The organism is Streptomyces sp. CB02400, assembly GCF_001905725.1.
GTDB lineage: Bacteria > Actinomycetota > Actinomycetes > Streptomycetales > Streptomycetaceae > Streptomyces > Streptomyces atrovirens.
In genome coordinates, this window is the sequence record NZ_LIWB01000029.1 from 31,241 (window position 1) to 55,867 (window position 24,627).

At 71.1% G+C, this 24,627-nt stretch carries 18 protein-coding genes and 1 pseudogene; 10 read left to right on the plus strand and 9 right to left on the minus strand.

The window, feature by feature from the left end:
* From AMK33_RS38540 to AMK33_RS38560, 5 genes are all read left to right on the plus strand, one after another.
* Positions 1-9,530: non-ribosomal peptide synthetase (locus AMK33_RS38540; protein WP_143203912.1), on the plus strand; the 9,530-nt coding region annotated here is incomplete at its 5' end.
* 40 nt (positions 9,531-9,570) lie between these two features.
* Positions 9,571-9,783 carry an MbtH family protein gene (locus AMK33_RS38545; protein WP_073937911.1) on the plus strand — a complete coding sequence of 71 codons (213 nt, stop codon included), beginning with the start codon at positions 9,571-9,573 and terminating at the stop codon, positions 9,781-9,783.
* 61 nt (positions 9,784-9,844) lie between these two features.
* Entirely contained in the window at positions 9,845-10,966 is a 1,122-nt protein-coding gene (hppD, locus tag AMK33_RS38550) for a 4-hydroxyphenylpyruvate dioxygenase (protein WP_073937912.1), read from the plus strand.
* Positions 10,963-12,075: an alpha-hydroxy acid oxidase gene (locus AMK33_RS38555; RefSeq protein WP_073937913.1), complete on the plus strand. Its 1,113-nt coding sequence runs from the start codon at positions 10,963-10,965 to the stop codon at positions 12,073-12,075. Before hppD ends, AMK33_RS38555 begins: the two co-directional genes overlap by 4 nt.
* Entirely contained in the window at positions 12,072-13,400 is a 1,329-nt protein-coding gene (locus tag AMK33_RS38560) for an aminotransferase-like domain-containing protein (RefSeq protein WP_073937914.1), read from the plus strand. Before AMK33_RS38555 ends, AMK33_RS38560 begins: the two co-directional genes overlap by 4 nt.
* Before the next feature lie 60 nt (positions 13,401-13,460).
* Here the strand turns inward: AMK33_RS38560 and AMK33_RS38565 are convergent, their stop codons facing one another.
* Positions 13,461-13,679, minus strand: a complete 219-nt coding sequence (locus AMK33_RS38565) for an EF-hand domain-containing protein (RefSeq protein ID WP_073937915.1) — start codon at positions 13,677-13,679, stop codon at positions 13,461-13,463.
* 145 nt (positions 13,680-13,824) lie between these two features.
* Here AMK33_RS38565 and AMK33_RS38570 point away from each other — a divergent pair.
* Positions 13,825-14,542: pseudogene (locus AMK33_RS38570) on the plus strand (IS6 family transposase).
* Between the two features lie 194 nt (positions 14,543-14,736).
* On the opposite strand, the gene AMK33_RS38575 reads toward AMK33_RS38570, so the two are convergent.
* The 4 genes from AMK33_RS38575 to AMK33_RS38590 form a co-directional block, all read right to left on the minus strand.
* On the minus strand, positions 14,737-15,348 hold the full coding sequence (locus AMK33_RS38575) for a hypothetical protein (protein WP_073937916.1): 612 nt from the start codon (positions 15,346-15,348) through the stop codon (positions 14,737-14,739).
* A 5-nt stretch (positions 15,349-15,353) separates the two neighbouring features.
* Positions 15,354-16,529 carry a radical SAM protein gene (locus tag AMK33_RS38580; RefSeq protein WP_073937917.1) on the minus strand — a complete coding sequence of 392 codons (1,176 nt, stop codon included), beginning with the start codon at positions 16,527-16,529 and terminating at the stop codon, positions 15,354-15,356.
* A 112-nt stretch (positions 16,530-16,641) separates the two neighbouring features.
* A complete protein-coding gene (locus AMK33_RS38585; protein WP_073937918.1) occupies positions 16,642-17,004 on the minus strand; it encodes a hypothetical protein in 363 nt (120 codons plus the stop codon).
* Between the two features lie 755 nt (positions 17,005-17,759).
* The gene (locus AMK33_RS38590; protein WP_235618330.1) at positions 17,760-18,203 is read right to left on the minus strand and encodes a transposase; all 444 of its coding nucleotides are present in this window, start codon (positions 18,201-18,203) and stop codon (positions 17,760-17,762) included.
* 42 nt (positions 18,204-18,245) lie between these two features.
* Between AMK33_RS38590 and AMK33_RS38595 the strand changes: the two genes are divergently transcribed.
* Both AMK33_RS38595 and AMK33_RS45085 read left to right on the plus strand, forming a co-directional pair.
* Positions 18,246-18,674 carry a DUF6892 domain-containing protein gene (locus AMK33_RS38595; protein WP_073937924.1) on the plus strand — a complete coding sequence of 143 codons (429 nt, stop codon included), beginning with the start codon at positions 18,246-18,248 and terminating at the stop codon, positions 18,672-18,674.
* 75 nt (positions 18,675-18,749) lie between these two features.
* The gene (locus tag AMK33_RS45085; RefSeq protein ID WP_079195150.1) at positions 18,750-18,947 is read left to right on the plus strand and encodes an Rmf/CrpP fold protein; all 198 of its coding nucleotides are present in this window, start codon (positions 18,750-18,752) and stop codon (positions 18,945-18,947) included.
* Positions 18,948-19,273: 326 nt separating this feature from the next.
* On the opposite strand, the gene AMK33_RS45405 is transcribed toward AMK33_RS45085, so the two are convergent.
* On the minus strand, positions 19,274-19,645 hold the full coding sequence (locus tag AMK33_RS45405) for a DUF5958 family protein (RefSeq protein ID WP_167748618.1): 372 nt from the start codon (positions 19,643-19,645) through the stop codon (positions 19,274-19,276).
* 466 nt (positions 19,646-20,111) lie between these two features.
* On the opposite strand from AMK33_RS45405, the gene AMK33_RS38605 reads away from it, so the two are divergent.
* Positions 20,112-21,611, plus strand: a complete 1,500-nt coding sequence (locus AMK33_RS38605; RefSeq protein WP_235618335.1) for an ISL3 family transposase — start codon at positions 20,112-20,114, stop codon at positions 21,609-21,611.
* A gap of 118 nt (positions 21,612-21,729) precedes the next feature.
* Positions 21,730-22,188, plus strand: a complete 459-nt coding sequence (locus AMK33_RS38610; RefSeq protein WP_079195152.1) for a hypothetical protein — start codon at positions 21,730-21,732, stop codon at positions 22,186-22,188.
* Here AMK33_RS38610 and AMK33_RS38615 read toward each other — a convergent pair.
* The 3 genes from AMK33_RS38615 to AMK33_RS44485 form a co-directional block, all read right to left on the minus strand.
* Positions 22,152-23,297, minus strand: coding sequence for a PIN domain-containing protein (locus AMK33_RS38615; protein ID WP_073937921.1), 1,146 nt, complete (start codon positions 23,295-23,297; stop codon positions 22,152-22,154). The two genes, AMK33_RS38610 and AMK33_RS38615, sit on opposite strands and share 37 nt — an antisense overlap.
* A 113-nt stretch (positions 23,298-23,410) precedes the next feature.
* The gene (locus AMK33_RS44480; RefSeq protein ID WP_235618331.1) at positions 23,411-23,965 is read right to left on the minus strand and encodes a hypothetical protein; all 555 of its coding nucleotides are present in this window, start codon (positions 23,963-23,965) and stop codon (positions 23,411-23,413) included.
* A 177-nt stretch (positions 23,966-24,142) separates the two neighbouring features.
* The gene (locus tag AMK33_RS44485; protein WP_235618332.1) at positions 24,143-24,316 is read right to left on the minus strand and encodes a hypothetical protein; all 174 of its coding nucleotides are present in this window, start codon (positions 24,314-24,316) and stop codon (positions 24,143-24,145) included.
* Between the last annotated feature and the right edge of the window lie 311 nt (positions 24,317-24,627).

Genomic DNA, 24,627 nt, shown 5'->3' on the forward strand with positions numbered 1-24,627 from the left:
CGTCGTTCCGGCGCTGGGCGGGGTTGCTCGCCGAGCGCGCGCACGACCCGGCACTGCTGGCGGAACTCCCGTACTGGGAGGAGGCGCTGACCACCGGCCAACCCCCGCTCGGCCGACGCCCGCTGGACCGGTCGCAGGACACCACATCCACCGCCCGGCACCTGACGGTGAGGCTGCCGGAGGCACACACGGCACCGCTGCTGTCGTCCGTCCCGGCCGCCTTCCACGGCGGGGTCGACGACGTGCTGCTGGGCGCGCTGGCCCTCGCGGTACGTCAGTGGCGCGAGGCACGCGGGGCCGACGCCGACGGCGGGGTCCTGATCGACCTGGAGGGTCACGGCCGCGACGGCGACCGCGTCGACGCCGATGCGGACCTCTCCCGCACCGTCGGCTGGTTCACCCGCATCCATCCCGTACGGCTCGACGTCACCGTCTCCGGGGACGACCCCGCGGACGCCGTGAAGCGGGTCAAGGAACAGTTGAGGGCGGTTCCCGGCGACGGCTTCGGGTACGGCCTGCTGCGCCACCTCAACACCGACACCGCGCCCGCCCTCGCGGCCCTCGCCGAGCCGCAGATCGGCTTCAACTACCTGGGCCGCACCGTCTCCGCGTCCTCGGCCGACTGGACTCCGCTCGACCGGCCGGGCGGACTCGACGGCCCGGTGACGGCGCTGCCGCACGCGCTCGAGATCAATGCCGTCGCGAAGGACGGCCCCGAGGGTCCGGTGCTGTCGGCGACGTTCGCGTGGGCGGGCGGTCTGCTCGACGAGGCCGAGGTGCGGGAGCTGGCCGAGCGGTGGCTGCGGGCCCTGGAGACCCTGGCGCGCACGGGCGCGGAGAACGGCGGCCACACGCCGTCCGACTTCCCCCTCGTGTCCCTGACCCAGGAGCAGGTGGAGGCCCTCGAAGCCGCGTACCCCGGTCTGGAGGACGTCCTCCCGCTCTCCCCGCTCCAGGAGGGCCTGCTCTTCCACGCCCACTACGACCACGAGGGCACCGACGTATACACCGCCCAGGTGGAGCTCGACCTGGAGGGGCGGCTCGACGAGGAGGTCCTGCGCGAGGCGTGGACGGCACTGCTGCGCCGCCACGCCAACCTGCGGGCCGCGTTCGCGCCCGACACCGCCGGCGCCCCCGTCCAGGTGGTCGTCCGAGACCCCGAACTCCCCTGGCGCACCGTCGACCTGCGATCCCTGCCCGAGGCGGACGCGGAGGCGGAAGCCGGCCGGACCGCCGCCGAGGAGCGCGCGAAGCGCCTCGACCCGGCGCGGGCACCGCTCATGCGCCTCACCCTCCTCCACCTGAGCGACACCCGCCACCGTCTCGTCCTGACGAACCATCACATTGTTTTCGACGGTTGGTCGGTCCCCGTCCTGGCGAAGGAACTCTTCACCCTGTACGCCGGCGGCGCCGGGGCGGAACTGCCACCGCCGACCCCGTACCGCGACTACCTCGCCTGGCTCGCCGCCCAGGACGGGCAGGCGGCCGAACGGGCCTGGGCGGACGCGCTCGACGGGGTGGAGGAGCCGACCCTGCTGGTCCCGGACGCCTCGGCCGCCACCGCCGGGGCACCGGACGTCCCCGCCAGGATCGGCGCGGAGCTCCCCGCGCCGGCCGTGACGGCACTGCGCCGGCTGGCGCGGGAGGCGGGCCTGACGGTCAACACCCTGGTGCAGGGCGCCTGGGCCCTGCTGCTGTCCCGGCTGACCGGCCGCGACGACGTGGTCTTCGGCACGACGGTCTCCGGCCGGCCGCCGGAGATACCCGGCATCGAGTCCATGGCGGGCTTGTTCATCAACACCCTCCCGGTCCGGGTCGTCCTCGATCCGGCCGAGCGGCTGGCCGACCTCCTGCTGCGTCTCCAGACCGCCCAGTCGAAGCTGCTGGCCCACCAGCACGTCGGACTGAGCCGGATCAACAGGCTGTCCGGTCTGCCACGGCTCTTCGACACCCTTGTCGTCTTCGAGAACTACCCGGTCGCCGAAGGGACCGTCCCCTCCTCGGGTCTCACCGTCAGCGGCTCGAAGGTCCACGACGCGACCCACTACCCGGTGACCCTCGCCGCCGGACTCCGCGACGACGCACTGTGGCTGCGGCTCCACTACATGCCGCACCTCCTCACCGAAGAGGCCGCGCGCACACTCGTCGGCCGGTTCACCGCACTGCTGAGGATGCTTGCCGACGACCCCGCCCGCCCGTCCGGTGCCGTCGAGGTCCTCACCGCTGAGGAGCGGCACCGCATCCTCGCCGACTGGAACGACGCCGACGCGGACTCGGTGAGGTCGGAGACGAGTGTCGTCGAGGCGTTCGCCGCCCAGGTGGCGCGTACGCCGGAGGCCGTGGCCGTCCGCTGGGACGGTGGCGTGCGGACGTACCGCGGACTCGACGAGCGGGCGGACCGGCTCGCGGCGCGGCTGACGGCTCTCGGCGTCGGCCCCGAGGAGCGGGTCGCGCTGCTGATGGAGCGCTCGCCGGAGGTCGTGACGGCGGTCCTCGGCGTGCTGAAGGCCGGAGCGGTCTACGTACCCCTCGACGGAAAGCTGCCCAAGGACCGGCTCGCCTCGATGACACGACTGGCGGGATGCCGTGTCGTGGTCACGGACGGCAGCACGGCCGCCGACGGGCTGCCCGGGATCGAGCACGAGGTCGTGGCCGGCGACGACGACCGTCCGGAGGGGACGGAGACCCCCGTACGGACCCCTGTCCCGCACGTCCTGCCGGACAGCACCGCCTACGTGATGTTCACCTCCGGCTCCACCGGCGAGCCGAAGGGCGTGGAGATCACCCATCGCGGAGTGGTGAGCCTGGCCACCGACCGCCGCTGGAACGCCGCCGCCGGGGCCTCCCGTGCCGGCGAGTGCCCGCCCCGGGTGCTGCTGCACTCGCCGTACGGCTTCGACCCGTCCACCTACGAGCTGTGGATGCCCCTGCTCGGTGGCGGAGAGGTCGTCGTCGCACCGCCCGGTGACCTCGACGTCCCCACCATCGCCCGTACCCTGCGCACCCACGGTGTGACCTCGCTGCTGCTGACCGCCGGACTCTTCCGCGTGGTGGCGGAGGAGGACCCCGGCTGTCTGGCGGGCGTCCGCGAGGTGCTGACCGGCGGCGACGTGGTCTCGTCGGCGTCCGTGCGGCGCGTTCTGAACGCGTGCCCGGACACGGTCGTCACCGACATCTACGGCCCGACCGAGATCACCCTGTTCGCCACCCAGCACGCCATGCGCGACGCGGCCCGGGTGCCGGGCAACGTGCCGATCGGCCGGGCCCGCGACGGCATGCGGGCCTACGTGCTCGACGGCCGGCTGCGGCCGGTGCCGCCCGGTGCGGCGGGTGAGCTGTACATCGCCGGTGACGCGCTGGCCCGTGGCTACGCGCGCCGGTACGCGCTGACCGCCGAACGGTTCGTCGCCGATCCGTTCGGGCCGGCAGGTACCCGTATGTACCGCACGGGCGACCTGGTGCGCTGGACGCCGGACGGGGTGCTGGAGTTCCTCGGCCGGGCCGACCACCAGGTGAAGATCCGCGGCTTCCGCATCGAACTCGGCGAGATCGAGGGCGTACTGGGTGAACAGGACGAGGTCGCCGATGCCGTGGTCCTCGTGCGGCAGGCTCCCTCCGGAGGCAAGCACCTCGTCGGCTACGTCGTGCCCGAACCGGGACGCAGGCCGGACCCCGGCACGCTCCGGGCGGGCCTCGCCGAACGGCTGCCCGAGTACATGATCCCCTCCGACATCCTCCTGCTCGACGCGCTGCCGCTGACCGCGAACGCCAAGCTCGACCGCGCGGCCCTGCCCGTGCCCGACTTCACCGGCACCGCGGGCGCGGGACGGGCACCGAGCACTCCCGTGGAGCGGACCCTCTGCGCCCTGTTCGCGGAGGTGCTGGGCGTCGTGAACGTGGGCGTGGACGACGGGTTCTTCGCGTTGGGCGGGGACAGCATCATGTCGATCCAGTTGGTCAGCCGGGCGCGGCGGGCCGGCCTGGTCCTCACCCCGCGCGACGTCTTCGAACACCGGACACCGGCCGCGCTCGCGGAGGTCTGCGGCACCGCCGGCGCGGGACCGGCGGACGCAGTCGAGGACGACGGCACGGGTCCGGTGGAACCGACCCCGGTGATGCGCTGGCTGCGGGAGTGGCGGGGCACGGCGGCCGGCTTCCAGCAGTCGGTGTTCCTGCGGGTGCCGGCTGGGCTGGGGGAGGAGCGGCTGGCGGCGGCGGTGCGGGCGCTGCTGGACCACCACGACGCGCTGCGGCTGCGGGTGTCCGCGGACTGGGTGTCGGAGGTGGGCGAGCGTGGTTCGGTGGACGCCGCCGGGTGCGTGCGCCGGGTGCCTCTCGCCGGTGCCGACGTGGTGGCCGAGGCGCGGGCGGCGGTGGCGCGGCTGGCGCCGGAGTCGGGCGTGATGGTGCAGGTGGTGTGGTTCGACGCGGGTGCGGAGGCGCCGGGCCGGCTGCTGCTGACCGTGCATCACTTCGCGGTGGACGGGGTGTCGTGGCGCATCCTGGTGCCGGATCTGCGGCAGGCGTGGGAGGCGGTGGCGGCGGGTGAGCCGGTGCGGCTGGACCCGGTGGGCACGTCGTTCCGGCGCTGGGCGGGACTGCTCCGCGAGCGCGCGCACGACCCGCGGGTGACCTCCGAACTTCCGTACTGGCGGACGTCGTCGCGGGTCGGCGAGCCGACGCTCGGCAGCCGGGCCCTGGACCTCGCGCGCGACACCGCCGGCACGGCACGACGGCTGACAGTGACGCTGTCGGAGGCACACACGGCACCGCTGCTGTCGTCCGTCCCGGCCGCCTTCCACGGCGGGGTCGACGACGTGCTGCTGGGCGCGCTGGCCCTCGCGGTACGTCAGTGGCGCGAGGCGCGGGGCGTGGACACCGACGGCGGGGTCCTGATCGACCTGGAGGGCCACGGCCGCGACACCGACCGGCCGGACGTGGACCTCTCCCGCACGGTGGGCTGGTTCACCCGCGTCCATCCCGTACGGCTCGACGCCACCGTCTCCGGGGACGACCCCGCGGACGCCGTGAAGCGGGTCAAGGAACAGCTGCGGGCGGTACCCGGCGGCGGTGCGGGGTACGGCCTGCTGCGCCACCTCAACGCCGACACCGCGCCCGCCCTCGCGGCCCTCGCCGAGCCGCAGATCGGCTTCAACTACCTCGGGCGCACGCCGACGTCCGCCGCCCCGTCCGGCGCCGACTGGTCGCCGGTCGCGCAGCCCGGTGGACCCGACGCCGATCCTGCCACCCCGCTTGCGCACACCTTGGACATCAACGCCGTCACGGTCGACGGCCCCGAGGGTCCGGTGCTGTCGGCGACGTTCGCGTGGGCGGGCGGTCTGCTCGACGAGGCCGAGGTGCGGGAGCTGGCCGAGCGGTGGCTGCGGGCCCTGGAGACCCTGGCGCGCACGGGCGCGGAGAACGGCGGCCACACGCCGTCCGACTTCCCCCTCGTGTCCCTGACCCAGGAACAGGTGGAGGCCCTGGAGGCCGCCCACCCGGGCCTGGAGGACGTCCTCCCGCTCTCCCCGCTCCAGGAGGGCCTGCTCTTCCACGCCCACTACGACCACGAGGGCACCGACGTATACACCGCCCAACTCGTACTGGACCTCGAAGGCCCCCTGGACGAGGAGGTCCTGCGCGAGGCGTGGACGGCACTGCTGCGCCGCCACGCCAGCCTGCGCGCCGGGTTCGTCCACGATGCCACCGGCGCCCCCGTCCAGGTGGTCGTCCGAGACCCCCGGCTGCCCTGGCGCACCGTGGACCTGACCGGCGTACCGGCGGCGGAGCACACCGCCCGCCGCGACCGCGTCGCCGAGGAGGAGCGGTCGACGCGGTTCGACCTGGCACGGCCCCCGCTGCTGAGGATCGCGCTGGTCAAGCACGACGAGGAGCACCACAGCCTCGTCCTGACGCCGCACCACGTCCTGCTCGACGGCTGGTCCATGCCCGTGCTGCTCCGCGAGATGTTCGCGCTGTACGCGGCGCGGGGCCGGGCGGCCGGGCTGCCCGCCGTCACCCCGTACGGCGACTACCTCGCCTGGCTCGCGGCCCAGGACCGGGAGGCCGCCAGGGCGGCCTGGACCGCCGAGCTGGCAGGGCTGGACGAACCGACGCTGCTCGCCCCCGGGGCGGTCGGCGCGTCCACGGCCGAACCCGGCCACGTCGCGCTGGAACTGCCCTCCGACACGGTCGCGGCCCTGCACCGGCTGGCGCGGGAGGCGGGCCTGACGGTCAACACCTTGGTGCAGGGCGCCTGGGCGGTGCTGCTGTCCTGCGTGACGGGCCGTGACGACGTCGTCTTCGGCGCCACGGTCGCGGGCCGCCCGCCCGAGGTCGCCGGGGTCGAGTCCATGGTCGGACTCTTCATCAACACGCTGCCCGTCCGGGTCGCCCTCGACCCGCGGGCGACCGTCCTCCAGACGCTCACCGCGCTCCAGACCCGCCAGTCGTCCCTGATGAGCCACCAGCACCTCGGGCTGAGCGAGGTCACGCGGCTGTCCGGCCACTCCGCGCTCTTCGACACTCTCGTGGTCTTCGAGAACTATCCGGTCGACCGGGAGTCGTTCACCCCGCGCGCGGGCGCCCTCGGGCCGCGACTCACCGGAGTCAGGGGCCGGGACGCCACCCACTACCCGCTGAGCCTGATCGTCACCCAGGGGTCCCAGGACTCCCAGGACCCCTCCGGCGGGAGTCTCACCCTCCGCCTCGGCCACCAGCCCGCGCACTTCGGCCATGCGGCCGTGACCGCGCTGGCGGAACGGCTGGGCCTGCTGCTGCGGGAGTTCGCCGCGGAACCCGACCGGAGACTGGCGGCCGTCGACGTGCTCCGTGACGAGGAACGCGAACTGGTCCTCACCCGGTGGAACGACACGGCGGTGCCCCTCGCGCCGGCCACCCTCCCCGAGCTGTTCGCCGCCCAGGCCGCCCGCACCCCCGACGCGCCGGCCGTCGTCCACGGGACACAGCGGCTGACCTACGGCGAGCTGGCCGCCCGCGCCTCCGCCCTCGCCGGCCGCCTGCGCCGGGCCGGGGCCGGACCGGAGACCCGTGTCGCCGTCGCCGTGCCCCGCTCCGCAGACCTGATCACGGCCCTCCTGGCGGTACTCGAAACGGGAGCCGCGTACGTCCCCGTCGACCCAGGCCTTCCGGCGGAACGCGTCACCCTGCTCCTCGAAGACACCGAACCGGTCCGGATCCTGGTCACCGAAGCGGTGGCGGCACAGTCCCCGCCGCCAGCGGGCGACACGCCCGTCCTCGTCATGGACGCCGATGCCGGCGACGGGACGCGCACCTCCCCGACGGACACCGCCCCCGACCCGCGCAACCCCGCCTACGTCATCCACACCTCCGGCTCCACCGGCCGGCCCAAGGGCGTCGCCGTCCCGCACGAGGCCGTCGTCAACCGCCTGCTGTGGATGCAGGACGCGTACGGGCTCACCGCCGGGGACCGGGTGCTGCACAAGACCCCGACCGGCTTCGACGTCTCCGTGTGGGAGCTGTTCTGGCCGCTCGTCACCGGCGCGACCCTGGTCGTCGCCCGCCCCGACGGGCACCGGGACCCGGCCTACCTCGCAGAGCTGATACGCGCCGAACACGTGACGACGGCGCACTTCGTGCCGTCGATGCTCGGCGCGTTCCTCGACGAGCCCGCCGCGGCCGGATGCACCGGACTGCGCCGGGTGGTGTGCAGCGGCGAGGAACTCCCCGCCGACCTGGCGGCCCGCTTCCACACCGTGCTGCCCGGGGTGCCGCTGCACAACCTGTACGGCCCCACGGAGGCGGCCGTCGACGTCACCCACTGGGACTGCGAGCCGGACGCCCAGGGCCCCGTGCCGATCGGCCGGCCGGTCTGGAACACCCGGGTGTACGTCCTGGACGCGGCGCTGCGTCCGGTACCGCCCGGGGCCACCGGTGAGCTGTACCTCGCCGGGGTACAGCTGGCGCGCGGCTACCACGGCAGGCCCGCGCTGACCGCCGAACGCTTCGTGGCCGACCCGTTCGACCCGCACGGCACGGGCGGGCGCATGTACCGCACCGGCGACCTGGCCCGCCGAGGCGCCGACGGCGCACTGGAGTACCTGGGCCGCGCCGACCAACAGGTCAAGGTGCGCGGGGTACGGATCGAGCCGGGCGAGGTCGAGGCGGTCCTGCGCGCCCACCCCGCCGTCGCCCGCGCCGCCGTCGTCGTACGGGCCGACGGACAGGGCACGACCCGGCTGATCGCCTACGCCGTGCCCGCCGTCGCCGACCCGGCCTCCACACCCGTCGAACCGGCCACGCTGCGGCGGCACGTCGCGGACCGCCTGCCGGAGTACATGGTGCCCGCGGCCGTCGTCACCCTGCCGGACCTGCCCCTCACCGCGAACGGCAAACTGGACCGCAAGGCGCTGCCCGAACCCTCGCTCACCGCGCCCGGAGGCGGGCGCCCGCCGCGCGACGCCGAGGAGCGGGTGCTCTGCGAGCTGTTCGCCGAGGTGCTCGGCGTGGACCGGGTCGGCCCCGAGGACAGCTTCTTCGAGCGGGGCGGAGACTCGCTGCTCGCGGTCCGGCTGCTGGGCCGCATCCGCTCGGCCACCGGCTCCGGTACCGTCCTGGGCGTCCGCTCGCTGCTCGACGCGCCCACCCCCGAGGCCCTGGCCCGCCTGCTGCGTTCCGGCGGCGGGAGCGGGAGCGGGAGCGAGGAGGCCGTGCGGGCCCTGGAGGTCCTGCTGCCGCTGCGCGCCACGGGCACCCGGCCGCCCTTGTTCTGCGTCCACCCGTGGGCCGGGCTGAGCTGGCCGTACGCCGGCCTGCTCCGCTCCCTCGGCGAGGACCGGCCGCTGTACGGACTCCAGGCCAGGGGGCTGGCCCGGGACGAGGAACCGCCCGCCTCCGTGGGCGAGATGGCCGAGGACTACCTGGCCCGGATCCGCGAGGTCCAGTCCGAGGGCCCGTACCACCTGCTGGGCTGGTCCTTCGGTGGCCTGGTGGCGCACGAGATGGCGGTGCGGCTGCGCGAGGCGGGGGAGGAGGTCGCGCTGCTGGCCCTGCTCGACGCCTTCCCGCCGGACGCGACCGCCGCCGGGCGTGCCGAGGCCGGCGGACCGCCCTCGCAGGACCGGACGGACGGTGACGTCCTCGCCCGGCTGCTGAGGTTTCTCGGCCACGAGGCGCCCGGTCTCCCGGACGGCGGCCCGGTGGACGCGGAGGCGGCCCGCGAGGTCCTGCGGCGTGAGGGCGCGCCCCTCACCGGCATCCCGCCGAGGACGCTGCGGGTGTGGCCCGGCATCGCCGCCCGCCACGCCCGGCTGCAACGGGAGTTCGTACCCCGGCACTTCGACGGTGACGTCCTGCTGTTCACCGCCGAACCGGACCCGGGGACGGACGCGCCGGCCCCCACGTCCTGGACGCCGTACGTCGGCGGACGCCTCGACCCGCGCCCCGTCGCCTGCGGCCACCACGAGATGACCCTGCCCGGCCCCGTCACGGAGATCGGCCGTGCCGTCGCGGAGCGCCTGGAGGGCACCGACCGCCCCCGCACCACCTGACCCCTGCCCGACCGACCCCACCCCAGTACGGAGCGACCCCATGACCAACCCCTTCGAGAACGACGACGCCCAGTACCTGGTCCTCGTCAACGACGAACTGCAGTACTCCCTCTGGCCGGTCTTCGCCGACGTCCCCGCCGGCTGGACCGTCGACCTCCCGGCCGCGAGCCGTCAGGAGTGTCTCGACCACGTCGAGAAGAACTGGACGGACATGCGGCCCAAGAGCCTGGTCGACGCCATGACCGAGCAGTGACCGCCACGGATCCCCGCCCCCTGCCTCCGACCACCCCGGCACACCCCGTGAGGAGAACGACATGACGGACACCGCACCCGCCGCCTCCCTGCGCGTCGGCCACGTCGAGCTGTACGTGACCGACGCCGAGGCCGCCGCGTCGGCCTTCACCGACGGCTACGGCTTCCAGGTCTGCGCCACCGCCGAACGCGGCGGCCCCGAGGGCGCTTCCCGCTCCCTCGCACTGCGCCAGGGCGACATCGTCCTCGTGGTGACCCAGGCGCTCGACGACAGCCACCCGGCCGCCGCCTACGTGGCCCGGCACGGCGACGGCATAGCCGACATCGCGCTCACCGCCCACGACGCCCGCGAGGCCTTCGCCGACGCCGTCTCCCGCTCCGCCACGGCCCTCGCCGAGCCCACCGAGCACGAGGGCTGGGTCACCGCCGTCGTCGCCGCCGGTTTCGACGACGTACGCCATACCCTGGTCCAGCGGCCCGACGGCCACACGGACACCGCCGTCCCGCTGCCCGGCTTCGAGCCGGTGGCCCAGGCCCTCGCCCCGGGGGAGCCGGAGCCGGTGGGCCTGACGGTCCTCGACCACGTCGCGGTCAGCGTCCCCATGGGCCGGCTGGCCGAGACCACCGGCTACTACGAGCGGGTCTTCGGCTACACGTCCGTGTACGAGGAGCTGATGGTCCAGGGCACCGAGGCCATGGACTCCAAGGCCGTCCGCAGCCCCGCCGGGGACCTCACCTTCACCGTCCTCGCACCGAGCCCGGAGCACGACGCCGGTCACATCGGCGACTTCCTGGAGCGGCACGGCAGCGGCGGCGTGCACCACCTGGCCTTCGCCACCCCCGACATCATCGGCACCGTCGACCGGATGCTCGAGCGCGGCATCGTCTTCCTCGGCACTCCCGACACGTACTACGACCGGCTGGAGCAGCGCCTCCAGCTGAACCGCCACTCGATCGCCGAGCTGCGCAAGGGCCGCATCCTCGCCGACGAGGACCACGGCGGTCAGCTCTTCCAGATCTTCACGCGGACCATCCACCCCAAGCGCACGGTCTTCTACGAGATCATCGAGCGCGCCGGCGCGGACAGCTTCGGCGGCGGCAACGTCCGCGCGCTGTACGACGCCGTACAGGCGGAGAAGGCCGAGCACGAGGCCGCCGCGCACGCCGACGGGGAGACCGCGTGACCGACCCGGCACTCGCCGACCTGCTCACCCCCGCCGACGCGGAGGCTCTGGCGGCGGCGGTCCTGCCCGCCGCCGTGGAGCGCTTCGTCGGCGGGGCGGCGGGCGCGGAACTCACGCTCCGCGCCAACCGCGCCGCGTTCGACCGGCTCCACATCGTTCCCCGGGTGCTCGCGGACGTCTCGTCCGTCGCCACCGCCCGCGCCCTGCTCGGCACGGAGAGCGCCCTCCCGGTGGCCGTGGCCCCGATGGCGTACCAGAGGGCCGTGCACCCGGACGGCGAACTGGCCGCCGCCCGCGCGGCCCGGGACGCCGGTGTCCCGTTCACGGCGTGCACCTTCAGCAGCACCGCCGTGGAGGACATCGCTGCCACCGGCGCCACCACCTGGTTCCAGCTGTACTGGCTGCGCGACCGCGGCCACACCGGGGAACTGTTGAAGCGCGCGGAGGCGGCCGGCTGCCGTGCGCTGATGCTGACCGTCGACACACCGAGGATGGGACGCCGGGCGGCCGACATGCGCGGTACCTTCGCCCTGCCCGACGGGGTGTCGCCCGTGCACTTCGGTGCCCGCCCCGACGGTGTGCCGCGCACCGCGAGCAGCGGCGTGAGCGCGGTCGCCGCGCAGACCGCCAACGTCGTCGACCCGTCCCTGAGCTGGGCCGACCTGGACTGGCTGCGCGAACACACCCGGCTGCCGCTGATCCTCAAGGGCGTGCTGGACCCGGCCGACGCCGAACGCGCCGCGGCCTGCGGTGCGGACGCGCTGGTGGTCTCCAACCACGGCGGCCGCCAGCTCGACGGCGCCCTGCCCGCGCTCGGCGCCCTGCCCGCCGTGGCCGAGGCCGTCGCGGGGCGGTGCGAGGTGCTCCTCGACAGCGGTGTCCGCAGCGGTACGGACGTCCTGAAGGCCCTCGCCCTCGGCGCGGACGGCGTGCTGCTGGGCCGCCCCGTGCTGTGGGGCCTGGCGGTCGGCGGGCACCAGGGCGTACTCAGGATCCTCCACCTGTTCGGCGAGGAACTGGAGTCGGCACTCGCGCTGGCCGGCTGCCCGGACCTCGCCGCGGCGGCGCGGCTGCGCACCGTCACCGGCCCGGGAGGCGAACCGCGATGACCACGGCGAGCACGGCGAGCACGGCCACGGACGGCCTCGACCTCACCGCGCTGCACCCCTCGGTGGGCGACCCGCTGCTCTCCTCGATGAACTTCCTCAACGAGATCGCGGGCCGCCACCCGGACGCGCTCTCCCTCGCCGCCGGTACACCGTACGAGGGGTTCTACGACGTCGAGGACGTCCACCGCGCGCTGCGGGTCTTCAGCGACCACCTGCGCACCGAACAGGGATACACCGAGGAGCGGGTCCGGCGCACCCTGCTCCAGTACGGACGCACCAAGGGCATCATCCACGAACTGATCGCCCGCCAGCTGTCCGTGGACGAGGGCATCGACGTCGACCCGGAGGCCGTGCTCGTCACCACGGGCTGCCAGGAGGCACTGTTCCTCACCCTGCGGCTGCTGCGCCGCGACGACCGTGACGTCCTGCTGGCCGTCATGCCCGCCTACGTCGGCGTCACCGGGGCGGCACGCCTCCTGGACCTGCCGGTGCACCCGGTCGCCGAGGGGCCGGACGGCGTCGACCTGGACGACCTGCGGCGGCGTATCGGCGAGGCCCGCGCCGCCGGGCTGCGCCCGCGCGCCCTGTACGTCGTCCCCGACCACGCGAACCCCTCGGGCGTCCGGATGCCCGAGCCGGTGCGCCGCGACCCCCTCGACCTGGCGGAACAGGAGGACGTCCTCCTCCTGGAGGACAACCCCTACGGCCTCTTCCCGCGCCGGGGGCACCGCCTCCCGACCCTGAAGGCGCTGGACACCGCACGCCGTGTCGTCCACCTCGGTTCGCTGGCGAAGACGGTGTTCCCGGGGGTACGGATCGGCTACGCGGTGGCCGACCAACCGGTCGATTCGGAGCTGTACCTGGCGGACCTGCTCGCCAGGGCCAAGAGCATGGTCACCGTCAACACCTCGCCGATCGCCCAGGCCGTGGCCGGGGGCAGGCTGCTGGAACACGGGTGCAGTCTGGTCCGCGCCACCGAGCGGGAAAGCGAGGTGTACCGGGAAGGCCTCGACCGGATCGTCGACGGGCTGGCCCGCCGCTTCCCCGATCCGTCGGCGTCCGGGGTGAGCTGGAACAGTCCCGAGGGCGGTTTCTTCGTCGTCGTCGACGTACCGTTCGACGTCACCGATGCGGCGCTGGAGCGCTCGGCCCGCGACCACCGTGTGCTGTGGACGCCGCTGCACCACTTCTACGACGCGGCGGCGTCGGGGACCGGAACCGGTATCGAACCACTGCGCTGTCTGCGCCTGTCGTGTAGCGCCCTCGGACCGGAGGACATCGAGGAGGCGCTCGACCGGTTCGCCGCCTTCGTGCGCTCGGCCTGAGTACGGCGCCTGTGGCGGTCGGACCCGTCACAGGCGCTCTTCACGGCCCGGCCGGGGGTGTCAGCGGTTCATGGCCGCCCAGAACTCGTCGAAGGACATCCGGCGGTCGCCGTCGGTGTCGAGTGAGTCGATCAGGGCCCGGGCCTCCGACTCGGTGATCTCGGCGCCCTCCAGCTCCGTCACGACCTGCCGGTACTCCTCCGCGGTGACCAGGCCGTCACCGTCCAGGTCGTAGCGCTCGAAGACACTCCGCGCTGCCTTCTCCACCATGTCCGCCATGTACGTCTTCCTTCCGCGATCTTCGCTGACGGCGCCAGCCTATCCGTGGACCCTCGAACGGCCGAGTGAGTGGGCTGGTGTTGTCACGTTGGGTGACCGGCCTGGGATGATCTTGGAGTTGGTTGTGCCGGGGAGGGGTTCGCTCGTGTCGTCCGCGTCGCCGTCGTACAAGGGGCACCGGTACCCAGTCGAGGTGATCGCGCACTGCGTGTGGCTGTACTTCCGTTTCCCGCTCGGCTTCCGCGAGGTCGGGGAGCTCATGCTCGAGCGCGGTGTGCTCGTCTCCCACGAGACGGTCCGGCGCTGGTGCGCGAAGTTCGGGCAGATCTACGCGAACGGGCTGCGCCGCCGGCGGCCCCGGCCGGGCGACAAGCGGCACCTGGACGAGGTCTTCGTGAGAACCAACGGTGAGTTGAAGTACCTGTGGCGGGCCGTCGACGCCGGCGGCGCCGTCCTCGACATCCTCGTGCAGAACCGGCGGGACAAGGCCGCGGCCCGGCGTTTCTTCCGCCGCCTGGTGAAGACGACCCCGGTGCCCCGGGGTGGTCGTCACCGACGAGCTGCGCTCCCACCGAGCGGCCCACCGCGAGGTCATGCCCCCGGTCGAGCACCGCTCGCACAAGGGCCTGAACAACCGGGCCGAGAACAGCCACCAGCCCACCCGGCAGCGCGAACGCGCCATGAAAGGCTTCCGTAGCGTCGGCAAAACCCAGCGGTTCCTGGCCGCGTTCAGCGGCATCTCACCCCACTTCCGGCCCCGCCGCCACCTGATGACCACCCCCGGCTACCACGCCGAGATGACCATCCCCTTCGCCGTCCGGGACCAGATCACCGGCGCCGCCGGCCAGCCCGCCGAGGCCTGAGCACCGGTCCGGAACCCGGCCCCTACCACGCCCCGACACGTCACCAGAGACCCACGCACCCAATAACGTGACAGCGCCCTGCCGTGTCCTGGCCGGCATCGGGTCACCGGCTGCCTTCTCATCGGGTGGGGCGGGAGTGTCGGGCCGGAATCCGGCCGCGTCCGCCTCTGCGGCCTTCCGGCCGGGGCGGGTGGTCAGATCCCGCTCCGCTCGTACCCGCCGAAGAGGCCGACCTGGACGGAGCGCGGGTGCGTGAGAGCTGCTCGAACGATCCGTTCGAGCATCTCGCGGTCCACGTCCACCGGAAGCAGTGCCCGGCGGCGGACGCCTTCGGCGGACGACCAGTGGTGCACCATCACCAGTCGGCCGCTGCGGACAGCGGCCGCGAGGCCCACCGCGTGCAAGACCGGGTCGACCGCCACCCGCAGAACGCGCTGCCCAGGACCGCTTTCCCCGTCGGGCTCGGCTCCAGCCGACGGAGTTCTCTCCGTGACGGTGATTCCGACGTAGCCGTTGCCGGAGCTGTGTACGAACAGCGACAGCGCTTTGTCCAGGACTGTTTCCGCCCGACGCAGTCCCCGGACGACGGTCTCGGCACCGGGCCGGCCCGCCAGGTCCAGGTGCAGGAACGGCAGGCACGCCTGCCCGCCGCCACCTGGCATGGTCTCCAGGGTGACGGCGAGCAGCGGTGTCGAGTCGTCGAACGGCGGGTCGGGCACTTGTGCCCGCGGGCCGTCCGCCGCGGTGACCGTGACGGTGAAGCTCTCGTGGGGCTGTCGGCGCGCGTCCCCCTCACCCGCTTCCACCGGCGTCAGGAGACGGGATCGACGACGGGAGCGGTGACGGCTTTGACGCGTCCGTTGCGGTCCAGGACGTCACCGGTGCGCAGCCGGTTCTCGATGTGCTCCAATACGGCCCGGTCGACGTCGCAGACGCCGATCCCGTCGACCACCGTGTGCACGTTATCCCGGTTGTTCGCGATCGCCGCACCCGAACAGGCTCCGAAGTACTTGCAGTTCAGACAGTTCGCGGCTATCCGGACCTCGGCCTCGCGGGCGGACGCGTCAAAGCGCGGGCCGGAGAGCAGTTCCCCGAGCGGGGTGGTGAAGATGTTACCCAGTGAAGCCTGGGGGTCCTCGTACGGATCACCGTAGGCGTAGATGTCCCCGGGGGTGTTCACGACGATCACCGGCAGCCATTCACGCTGGTTGAAGTAGGAGCGCGGCGCCTCGGGGTCGAGGTGGCGCAGCACGATCTGCAGCTGGTAGTCCAGCGGGGATACCTGCACGGGGTTGTCGCTGGTCAGCCAGAGGTCGGCGATCTGGTTCAGGGCGGAGACGATCTCCGGCACGGTGATGTCGTACGCCTCGTGCTGGTCGGCGTAGGCCCCTTCGAAGAGCGGTAGCACCCGGAATCCTATCCCTGCCCTCTCGTAGAAGGAGAAGGTGTCCTTCACTCGGGCCAGGTTCTTCTTGGTCAGCACGGTGATGCAACCGAACGGGATGCCTTCGGAACGCAGGCGCTCCATATGTGTCACGACCTTTTTCTGCTGGTCCCGGCCGGCGATGTTGACACGGAGTCCGCTGAAAAGATCTAGAGAGACGCCGACGTTGTCGAATCCATCCCGGAGCAGCCGGATCCGTTCGTCGTCAAGGACGGTGAGATTGGTCTGTACGGTGTTGCTTGTCCGCAAGGAGTCCCCGAAGATCGTGCGCTGGTCGTCCAGGGTGCGCCAGTAGTAATCCGGCTCGATCATCAGTGGCTCGCCGCCGTGCCAGACGATGTGGAGATGTGTCCGGATCCCGTCTTCCTGATCCTTCTGAACGTAGTAGTCGCGCATGTGCGTGTACATCTGGCGCAGTTGCTCCAGAGTCATCCGCTCACGCTGCCCGAGCTCGGCGAATTCGTAGCAGTAAGCGCATCTGAGATTGCAGAACTTGGATATCTTGGTGACGAACTGGACCTGCCTGAAAGGTTCCTGCGTCATTTCGGTTCTCCTGGGTCCTGCGGAACTCGGGAACTGCGGGGATGCCGGATGCGGGCCAATGGATGCGGTCCACATCCGGCTGGAGCCGGCGAGGATGCGCCGGGAGGGGCCGTCAGGCCAGTTCGTCGAGGATCCGACTCAGTGGTGTGGCAGCGGACGTCCGGTCGGGCGAGCCGGGGGTGATGCTCTGGAGATACGGCTGGACCCGTTGCAGGTACGGAGGATTGATCACTTCGTTGTAGACCTCGTTGTAGGTCTGGTTGTGCCGCGAGAACAGACCGTCGGCGGACAGTGCCTCCCGATCCGATTCGGCCGCCTGGGCGGCGAGCGCGGTGCGCGCCGAGTCGGAGACGGTGACCGTGTGCGCGGAATCGGTAGCGGCCTGGGCCGCTCCGCTCACGAACACGGGTGTGCTCAGCCCGGCGGCGATTGTCGCCAGATAGGCGAGATAGCGCCTGGAGTCCTCTGCTTTCATAATTCCTCCATCTCGAGGACGCGCACCCCGGACATGAAGAGACGAGGTCGGCACACGGCGTCACGGGGACGGGTGCGAGCACAACTCTGCATCACGGTGGTGCGCGTACCATGTGGCCGAATAACCGGAACGCCGACGTCCGGGAAATACTCGACCGAAAGGGCAGTAATGCGGGCGAGTACTTCCGGGGAGCGCGAGGGCGAACAAGCGCGCATGACGCTTCGGGTATTGAAACGTCCCGTTTCTGTCCGGTCAACAGGGAGGGAGCTCGCCCGTTCGACCTCCGGTCGTGGACCGATGGATCACTGTCGCGGCCGTGAACGAATCGACCGGGGTTTCCGACACCGGCCGGCCCCTCCCGTCTGGCGGGAAACCCCAGGTGAACCGATTCCGTACGACAGGGGAGCCGTCAGGCCGCCGAGTCCCCGGAGGCCGGACGGCTCCACCTCCCGTCACTTCTGTTGCGTACAGGATCCGCGAGCGCTCTCCCGCCGGAGCGTATATGGCGCGAACACGCTGCTGCAGCGCCGGATTTGGCCTGGTCGAGTTCCGGCCACAGCCCGGAGAGAACCCCGGTCAGGACCCAGGGACTTTGCAAGCCCGCAGGTTGGGTGAGGTTGTCCAGTGATGGGTTGTCATGTCGCGTTGTGAGGACTCAGGTGCAGGTGCAGGCACGGCCTCGTTGATCATGTGAGTGTCGAGTTCGCGTGACCACAACCGAAGACCGTGCCTGCTGTCTCATCTTCTCCTATTGATCAGAAACTCATGGGGTTCTCGTCCAGGACGCAGCGGACGGTGGGGCCGCCGAAGTAGCGGCGGACGATGTGCGGTTGTCGCTGGCGTCTGTGGAAGAAGCGGCGGATCTCTGCGGCGAGTTCGGCCTGGTCGTGAGCCTGGTGCTGCTTGGGCAGGCTGTGCTTGAGGTCGGCGTTGACCAGCTCGTCGGGGTTCAGCTCGGGCGAGTACGGCGGCAGGAAGTGCAGCTCGACATCATCGGGGTGGGCGAAGTGCCCGTCGACCACGAGGTGGACCTTGTGGTCGAAGTGGCCGGCGAGCCGGTCCAGGAAGCGGCACATCACCTCTGCGGTGAAGCTCTCGGTGAAGACCATGAAGTGCATCCGGCCCTTGGTACTGATCGCCGACGTCGCGTTCACCGCGAACCGGTTCCCGCTCCGCCGCACCACAGGGGTCTTCCCCACTGCGGTGGTCTTGGTGTCAGTGGTGCCGTCTAAGTTGTGTGCATGGCCACGTTTAAAGACTTCAACTTCAAGCTCATCGTCGTCGAGCAGCTGATGTACATCGATGAGACGCTCACGCCTCAGTTCTGCCTCGCCGATCTCCTTAAGGAGAAGGGGCTCAGCGACGCCCCCTGGGAGTACGCGCAGCAGCACGGCCTGGCGTACCAGGTTGTGCCCGAGGCACGCAGTTACTTCGCATCACTGGAGATCAGCGACGAACACCTGGCCGGCGTCGAGGAGCTGTGCATGGACGGCGGTAACCAGGTGTACCAGGAGTGCGCCCCGGTCTGGGACGGCGAGGACGACTTGTTCGACGTCGCTTCCCTCGACGATCTTGTGCTGCTTCCGAACCTTCGGCGCGTCCTCGGCTCCGAGTTCTTGGGCCCGGAGTTGCGGAACGTCCTCAGCGCCCGCGGCATAGTCGCCGACTAGCGTCGCGAACGAGCGGCCTCGACCACAGGCGTGAGACCGATCAGCAGCCAAGAAGGTGACGGGAGAGAGCGCGGCGTGGACACACCCGAGGACATTGCACGGGCCGTCGAAGAAGGCCTCAAAGCCAGTCAGAGAGGGGAGCCGTATCTGACGTGCCAGTACCCGCGGCCGTCCGCGCTGCGTACTGCGTGGATCAGCGGCTATTACGGCACTGCCCCGGGTGCTGCGAGCCAGTCGTCTGACCGGGGCGAGGAACCGAGGGATTCACAGTAGGTGGCAGAGCGAGTCGCATGAGCGCACGTCACGACCGGCCCACACCTCCGTCGCCTGTGGTTCTGGCCACCGGAACCTCCTTTCGCAGGGCCGTGTTCACGGCCACCGACCTGGCGCCGCGATACGGCACGGCACCTCGCTGGTGGAACACGACGGCGGAGGCAGCCCTCTCATCCTGGACCCCGGCGGGAACACTCCCGCGCTCGCGCTGATCGACGCCGTGACGCCCGTCCGAAGGCTGGCCGCGCTGCAGGGCGCTGCGCCCGTGCCACGGCCGCAGATCGTCCAGGCCAGGCCTCAACCACCGCAGCGATACAGTCCTCTACTCATCCGAACAGGTGAAACGATGGCCGGTGAATCGCAGCCTGAGGCGCCGAAGGGCGCACCCCCGTCGTGCGCCGCACGGGCAACCGGTTCTCGGTCAACGCGATGTCCGCGATCAGCACCAGGGGCTGCATGTACTTCATGGTCTTCACACCGGACCGCGCCACCCCCGCACGATCGTCCGCGGCTGTAATGTGCGCCTGCATCGCATAGCCAGCGACTTCCTGTAGAACCATCTGCTGGCGTGTCGGGGCGAGGTCGGAGAACCAGCTCACACCAGCGTCCAACGTGCGGAGCCCCTGGGCGATCTCGTTGACGACCCGCTCGGTCTCGCGCCGGAAGGTGCGGCCGTCGTCGCTGGTCGGTTCGGTCATCGCTTGATGATTTCACGACGCCGGTTCCGGGCGAAGGCCCGGTACCGGCACCCGAGACAGCGCGGGCGGGAACCGGGAACAGTCCGCTCCTACGATCTGGCAGTGCCGCAGGACTCCCACTCCGCAGCTCGCCATGCGCCCCGCAGCACTTGAGTGACATCAAAGTCGCTGACATCGTTCACGAGGCCGGCCGCCAAACAACTCCCGAAGAAGCCGACACAGCACGGGCGGCCCCGGCCATCGTTGCCGGCAGCAACCGACTGGGGAACGAAGAGCAGCACTGGCCGCTTTCGCGGCTCTGGCCGCGGTTCCGTGAATCCCCTGGTCAGCAGTGGGAACGCGGGATTGTTTCGGCAGCGTACTTCCTGCCGTGGCGAGCAAGGCGGTTGAGGATGTGCTGTTTCCCGGGATCGATGTGCGGGTGGAGGGGGTGTGCGACTCCTCCGGCATCCTGGTGGTGGAGGCGGTGTCGACGGCCCGTCCAGGCCGGTGCCCGAACTGTCGCAAGCAGGCCCGTCGCGTGCACAGCACGTATCTACGTACCCTGGATGAGCGGCCGTTGGGCTCACGCCGGGTCATCGTCCGGCTGCGGGTGCGCCGGTACTTCTGCGACCGGAAGAGCTGTTCCCGTACGACGTTCGTCGAGCAGGTGCCGGGGCTGTCCACGCGCTACCGCTGTTCCAGTACCGGGCTTGCGGACTGGCTGCGGTCGATCGCGATCGAACTCGGCGGCCGTCCCGCCGCACGGCTGTGCCGTCGACTGCGGCTGACCGCGGGCCGGACCCGGCTGCTCAGGCTGTTGACGGCGCCGGCGGTGCTGGACCGTGCCCCGAGGGTGCTGGGGGTGGACGAGTTCGCCTTCCGCAAGGGCTGCACCTACGGCATCGTGCTGGTCGACGTCGAGGCCGGCCGGGTTGTGGACGTGCTGCCCGACCGCACCTCCGAGACGTTCGCCGCCTGGCTCACCGAGCATCCCGGAGCCGGGATCATCTGCCGGGAGCGGGCCACCGCCTGCACGAAGGCAGTCAAGGAAGCCGCCCCTCATGCCCTCGAAGTCGCTGATCGCTGGCACCTGCTGCGGAACCTGTCCGCCGCGGTGGAGAAGACCCGCCACCAGCACCGCGACTGCCTGCGCAAACATACCAACGAGGAGACCGTGACCGAGGTGCCGGAACCGCCCCCGATGCTGTTACCGCCCGCGGAACCGCCCCGCACCCAGATCATCGAACGCACCCGCCACCGCTACGAGGACATCCACCGCCTGCTGGAGAAACGCTGGACGATCAGCGCCATCGCCCGCCGACTGAACCTCGACCGCAAGACCGTGCGCCACTTCCGCGACACCGACCTCGACGAGCTGCTGGCCTCCGCCCACGACCGCCGCCCCAACGGCGTCCTGGAGCCCTTCAAGGCATACCTCAACGCTCGCTTCACCGAGGCGCAAGGCCGGGTCAGCGGCACCCGGCTGTTCCTGGAGATCCAGGCTCGCGGCTACCGCGGCAGCCGCCAGGTCGTCCGCAAACACCTCGCCGCCCTCCGCGCGGACACCGCCGAACCGATCCGGGCCGACATCCCGAGCCCCCGCAAGACCATCTCGTGGATCATGTGGCCCCGGGAGACGCTCACCGAAAGCCAGGACGAGCGCCTCCTTCAGGTCCGGCTCGCCTGCCCGGACATCACCCGGGCCTTCGACCTCACCCGGGCCTTCGCAGATCTGGTGCGTCACCGGCACGGATTCCTGCTGCTGGAGTGGATCCGCCAGGCCGAACAGGACGCACCGAAGCAGATGCAGGGCTTCGCCGGCCTCCTCCGCCAGGACCTCGACGCCGTCACTGCCGGACTCACGCTGCCGTGGAGTTCCGGTGCTGTCGAAGGGAACGTGAACCGGGTCAAAACTCTCAAGCGAGCGATGTATGGCCGGGCTTCGTTCAGCCTCCTCCGGACCCGCGTCTTGATCCGCCCATGAGATGGTGAGGCCGCACGCAAGGGGCGTGCACCCACGGACTCCAGAGGACTCCTGCATGCCTGAGCGTGGTCTCGACTCATCCTGGCTGCATGCGTGGTGTCAACAGGTTTCACAAGGCGTGAGCCAGCTGATGGAAACCTTCGAGGTGACGCACGGCTACCCTGCGGGGGACAACGAGGTGGCGCTGGCCGACGATGGGACGCGGGCCGCGGTCACCCTCCTGACGAACCACCGGTCCGAATATGCGGCCCTGCTGTCGCTCTTCGCCGTGATCGACAGCGTGTCTCTGCCCGACATCGGCAACGGGTACTTCATCCACCCGCCCTCTACCGTGACTGCGCACCTGGACGAGTACGGCGCGGTTCCTCTCGAGAATGGCGATCACGGAACCGTCTTCGGGAGCGACGGCGGCGGCAGTCTCTTCGCTCTCGCGGCTGACGGCACGGTCCACAAGTCCAGGACTGCATCCTGGAACGACGAGTGCTATGCCGTGGCCACCAGTCTGCGTCACTTCCTTGAGCAACTTAGCGATGTCATTGGTCAGTTCGCCGCCACAGGGCACTCCGGGACTCTCTGAACTTCATGCACCGCCTGTCCGCACACGTCTTTCGTGGGTTCGCGGAACCGCGGCCAGAGCCTTGAAAACGGTCCTGACCGCGGCGCCGTGAACGGTCCGCTCGACGAGGTGCGGGCCGATGAAGCACCGGTCGTAGCCGTCACGGAAGGCCGCGGTCCCGGGCGGGACCAGGTGTCGTCACCGTCCTCGGGGACGTCGACGCTGATACTCGCGAGGTTCGCCTCTCGGTGCTTCGCACCGAAGCCGTCCTCGGGGATCAGGTACTTGTCCGGTGGGAAGCCCCAGGGCAGGCACCAGGTCATGGTCTTGCCGCGCATCCCGTTGTCGCGCGTGATGACGGTGATCTGACGCGGTGCGATGGCCTGCTGCAGGTGGGCCGCGCGGGCCACGGCTTCGTCGTCGTTGTTCGGCAGGCGTCGGTGCCCAAGCTCGTCGCGTAGGACCTGGACCTCGGTGCCGTCGTGCAATTCGAAGCGACCTTCGGTGGACAGCCCCTTGAGGACGTCGCCCAGCAGCTCGTAGACCCCGCGCGCCCGTTTCCTGATCTTCTCGCTGCCCTCGGAGTAGGACTTGGTGTCGATCTCTTCCGCCACCACGTGCGGGATCACCAGCGTCGCCAGGCCCTTCCCGCACACCCGAGACCACGGGATCTTGTCGAAGCGCTGACAGTGCAGCAGGGTGTTCGCGTCCACGACCAGCACACGCTGCCGGTAGCTGCGGTACTCCTCCACGGTCTGCCGCATCTGGTTCTGCAGTTCCATGAAGTACGTCGCCAGCTCGTCCAACTCCCAGTGCAGCAGCAGCGCGGTTCGGTAGGGCGTCAGGGGGCTGTGCACGATGTGGCTGTAGTGCTCGCCGCGCAGCCGCGCTGGCACCGCCGGGTCGGCGAAGACATCCGCCAGTTGCCGGGCGGTCGCCGCGGTCCACTCGGTGTACTGCCGCAGCGTCACCACCAGGTCGGGCCCGGCCAGCTTCGAGGGTTCCACGCCCGCCAGCATCGGCTGGGCGAAGTTCGGGACGGAGTCGCGGACGTCGTTGAGGCCGCCCTGGACCGGGTCGTCCAGGAACCTGATCGCCTTCTCGCAGGTGACCGCGGGCCGCAGCAACATGGACGACCTCCTTGCTTCTCGGGCTGCCGCACCGTTGCGGGCGACTTCGCCAGCCACATCGTGGCAGCCGATCCCGGCAGACGGCCACCGAGATCCGCGAGCCTTGAGAGCGATCAGGGCTGAGCTGGTTCGCTGGCCGAGCCTCTAGCCCCTCCCGCACCAAGGCTCTGCAGCGCGACGTCCTCTGCCGGCATGGTGTGAGTGCCAGTGAGGTCTTCGACCACGGCGAGGTCGAGTTCGGCGGCACGCTCCCACATGTACATCTGCTGCTCAGGGGTCAGGCCCAGCGCCTCGTCAGAGGCGATGAGTTGGAGAGCGGCGGCTAGTCCTGGCGCAGCCGCAGCCGCAGCCGCAGCCGCAGCCGCAGCCGCAGCCGCAGCCACGGCCACGGCCTGGCGCACGGCTTCGTCGGCGGCATCGGCCGCAGGCAGGTCAGCGGCGTAACGCGCGGCCATCCCGTGGACCTCGACCGCCCGAGCGCTGATCCGCTCCAGGGCGGCGTTCGCGCAGGCATCGCCTTGGTCGGCGCGCAGCACGGGGTCCACCCGGCGGTGGCCCGCGGTCGCGGCGGCCGGTCGCGGCGGTGCGTGCTCGAGACCGGATTCCTGGGCGGGCTTGGGGTGGGTGGCTGCAGCGACCCTCGATGAGCGGCTGCGCAGCTTGTCCACGCGTTGGCGCACCCAGGCGCTGACGTGAGGGCGGGCGGTGGCGAAGCCGCGGGCCGCCGCGGCATAAGCAAGGTCCCCCAAGAAGAGGGCCACCTCGCGGGCGAGGAGCTCCGCGACGTGACGGCGGAACTCGTCGTCGTGGGATCGGTGGTCGTAGCCGTCGTTGTAGCCGTCGGCTTACCGGTCGGGGGCGTCGAAGAGTTCGGCCTGGCCGATGAGCGAGTTGTCCCGGTCGTCGCGTACGTTGCCGCGCATCCCGTTGGAGGAGACGCGGGAGTAGTCGAGGTGGGTGCCAGCGGGATACACAGCCTCCACCAACCTGCGGTTCGGCGGCCGTTCGTTGTCAGACATGGAAGCACTGTACGAGGCGGCACTGACAGCACGGGGGCGAAGCCACCATCGCGTGAGTGACGCCGAAGGCGCCCTTGGCGGGGAGCCCCGGCCGGACACGGGGGAGGCGGGCGACTCCGCCACCTCAGAACACTGCCGTCTTCCGATCGGGAGCAAGAGCTCGGCAGGCCAAGCCAGAAGTCGAAGATCATTCACGAAATCGCGGCCAGAACCGCTTTCACAGATCCTCATCATTGGGGACGTCGTGCTCCCGCAGCACGGTCCGCCTCAGGTTGTCCTGGCCGAGCAGGGGGTTGCGTCCTGGGAAGTGG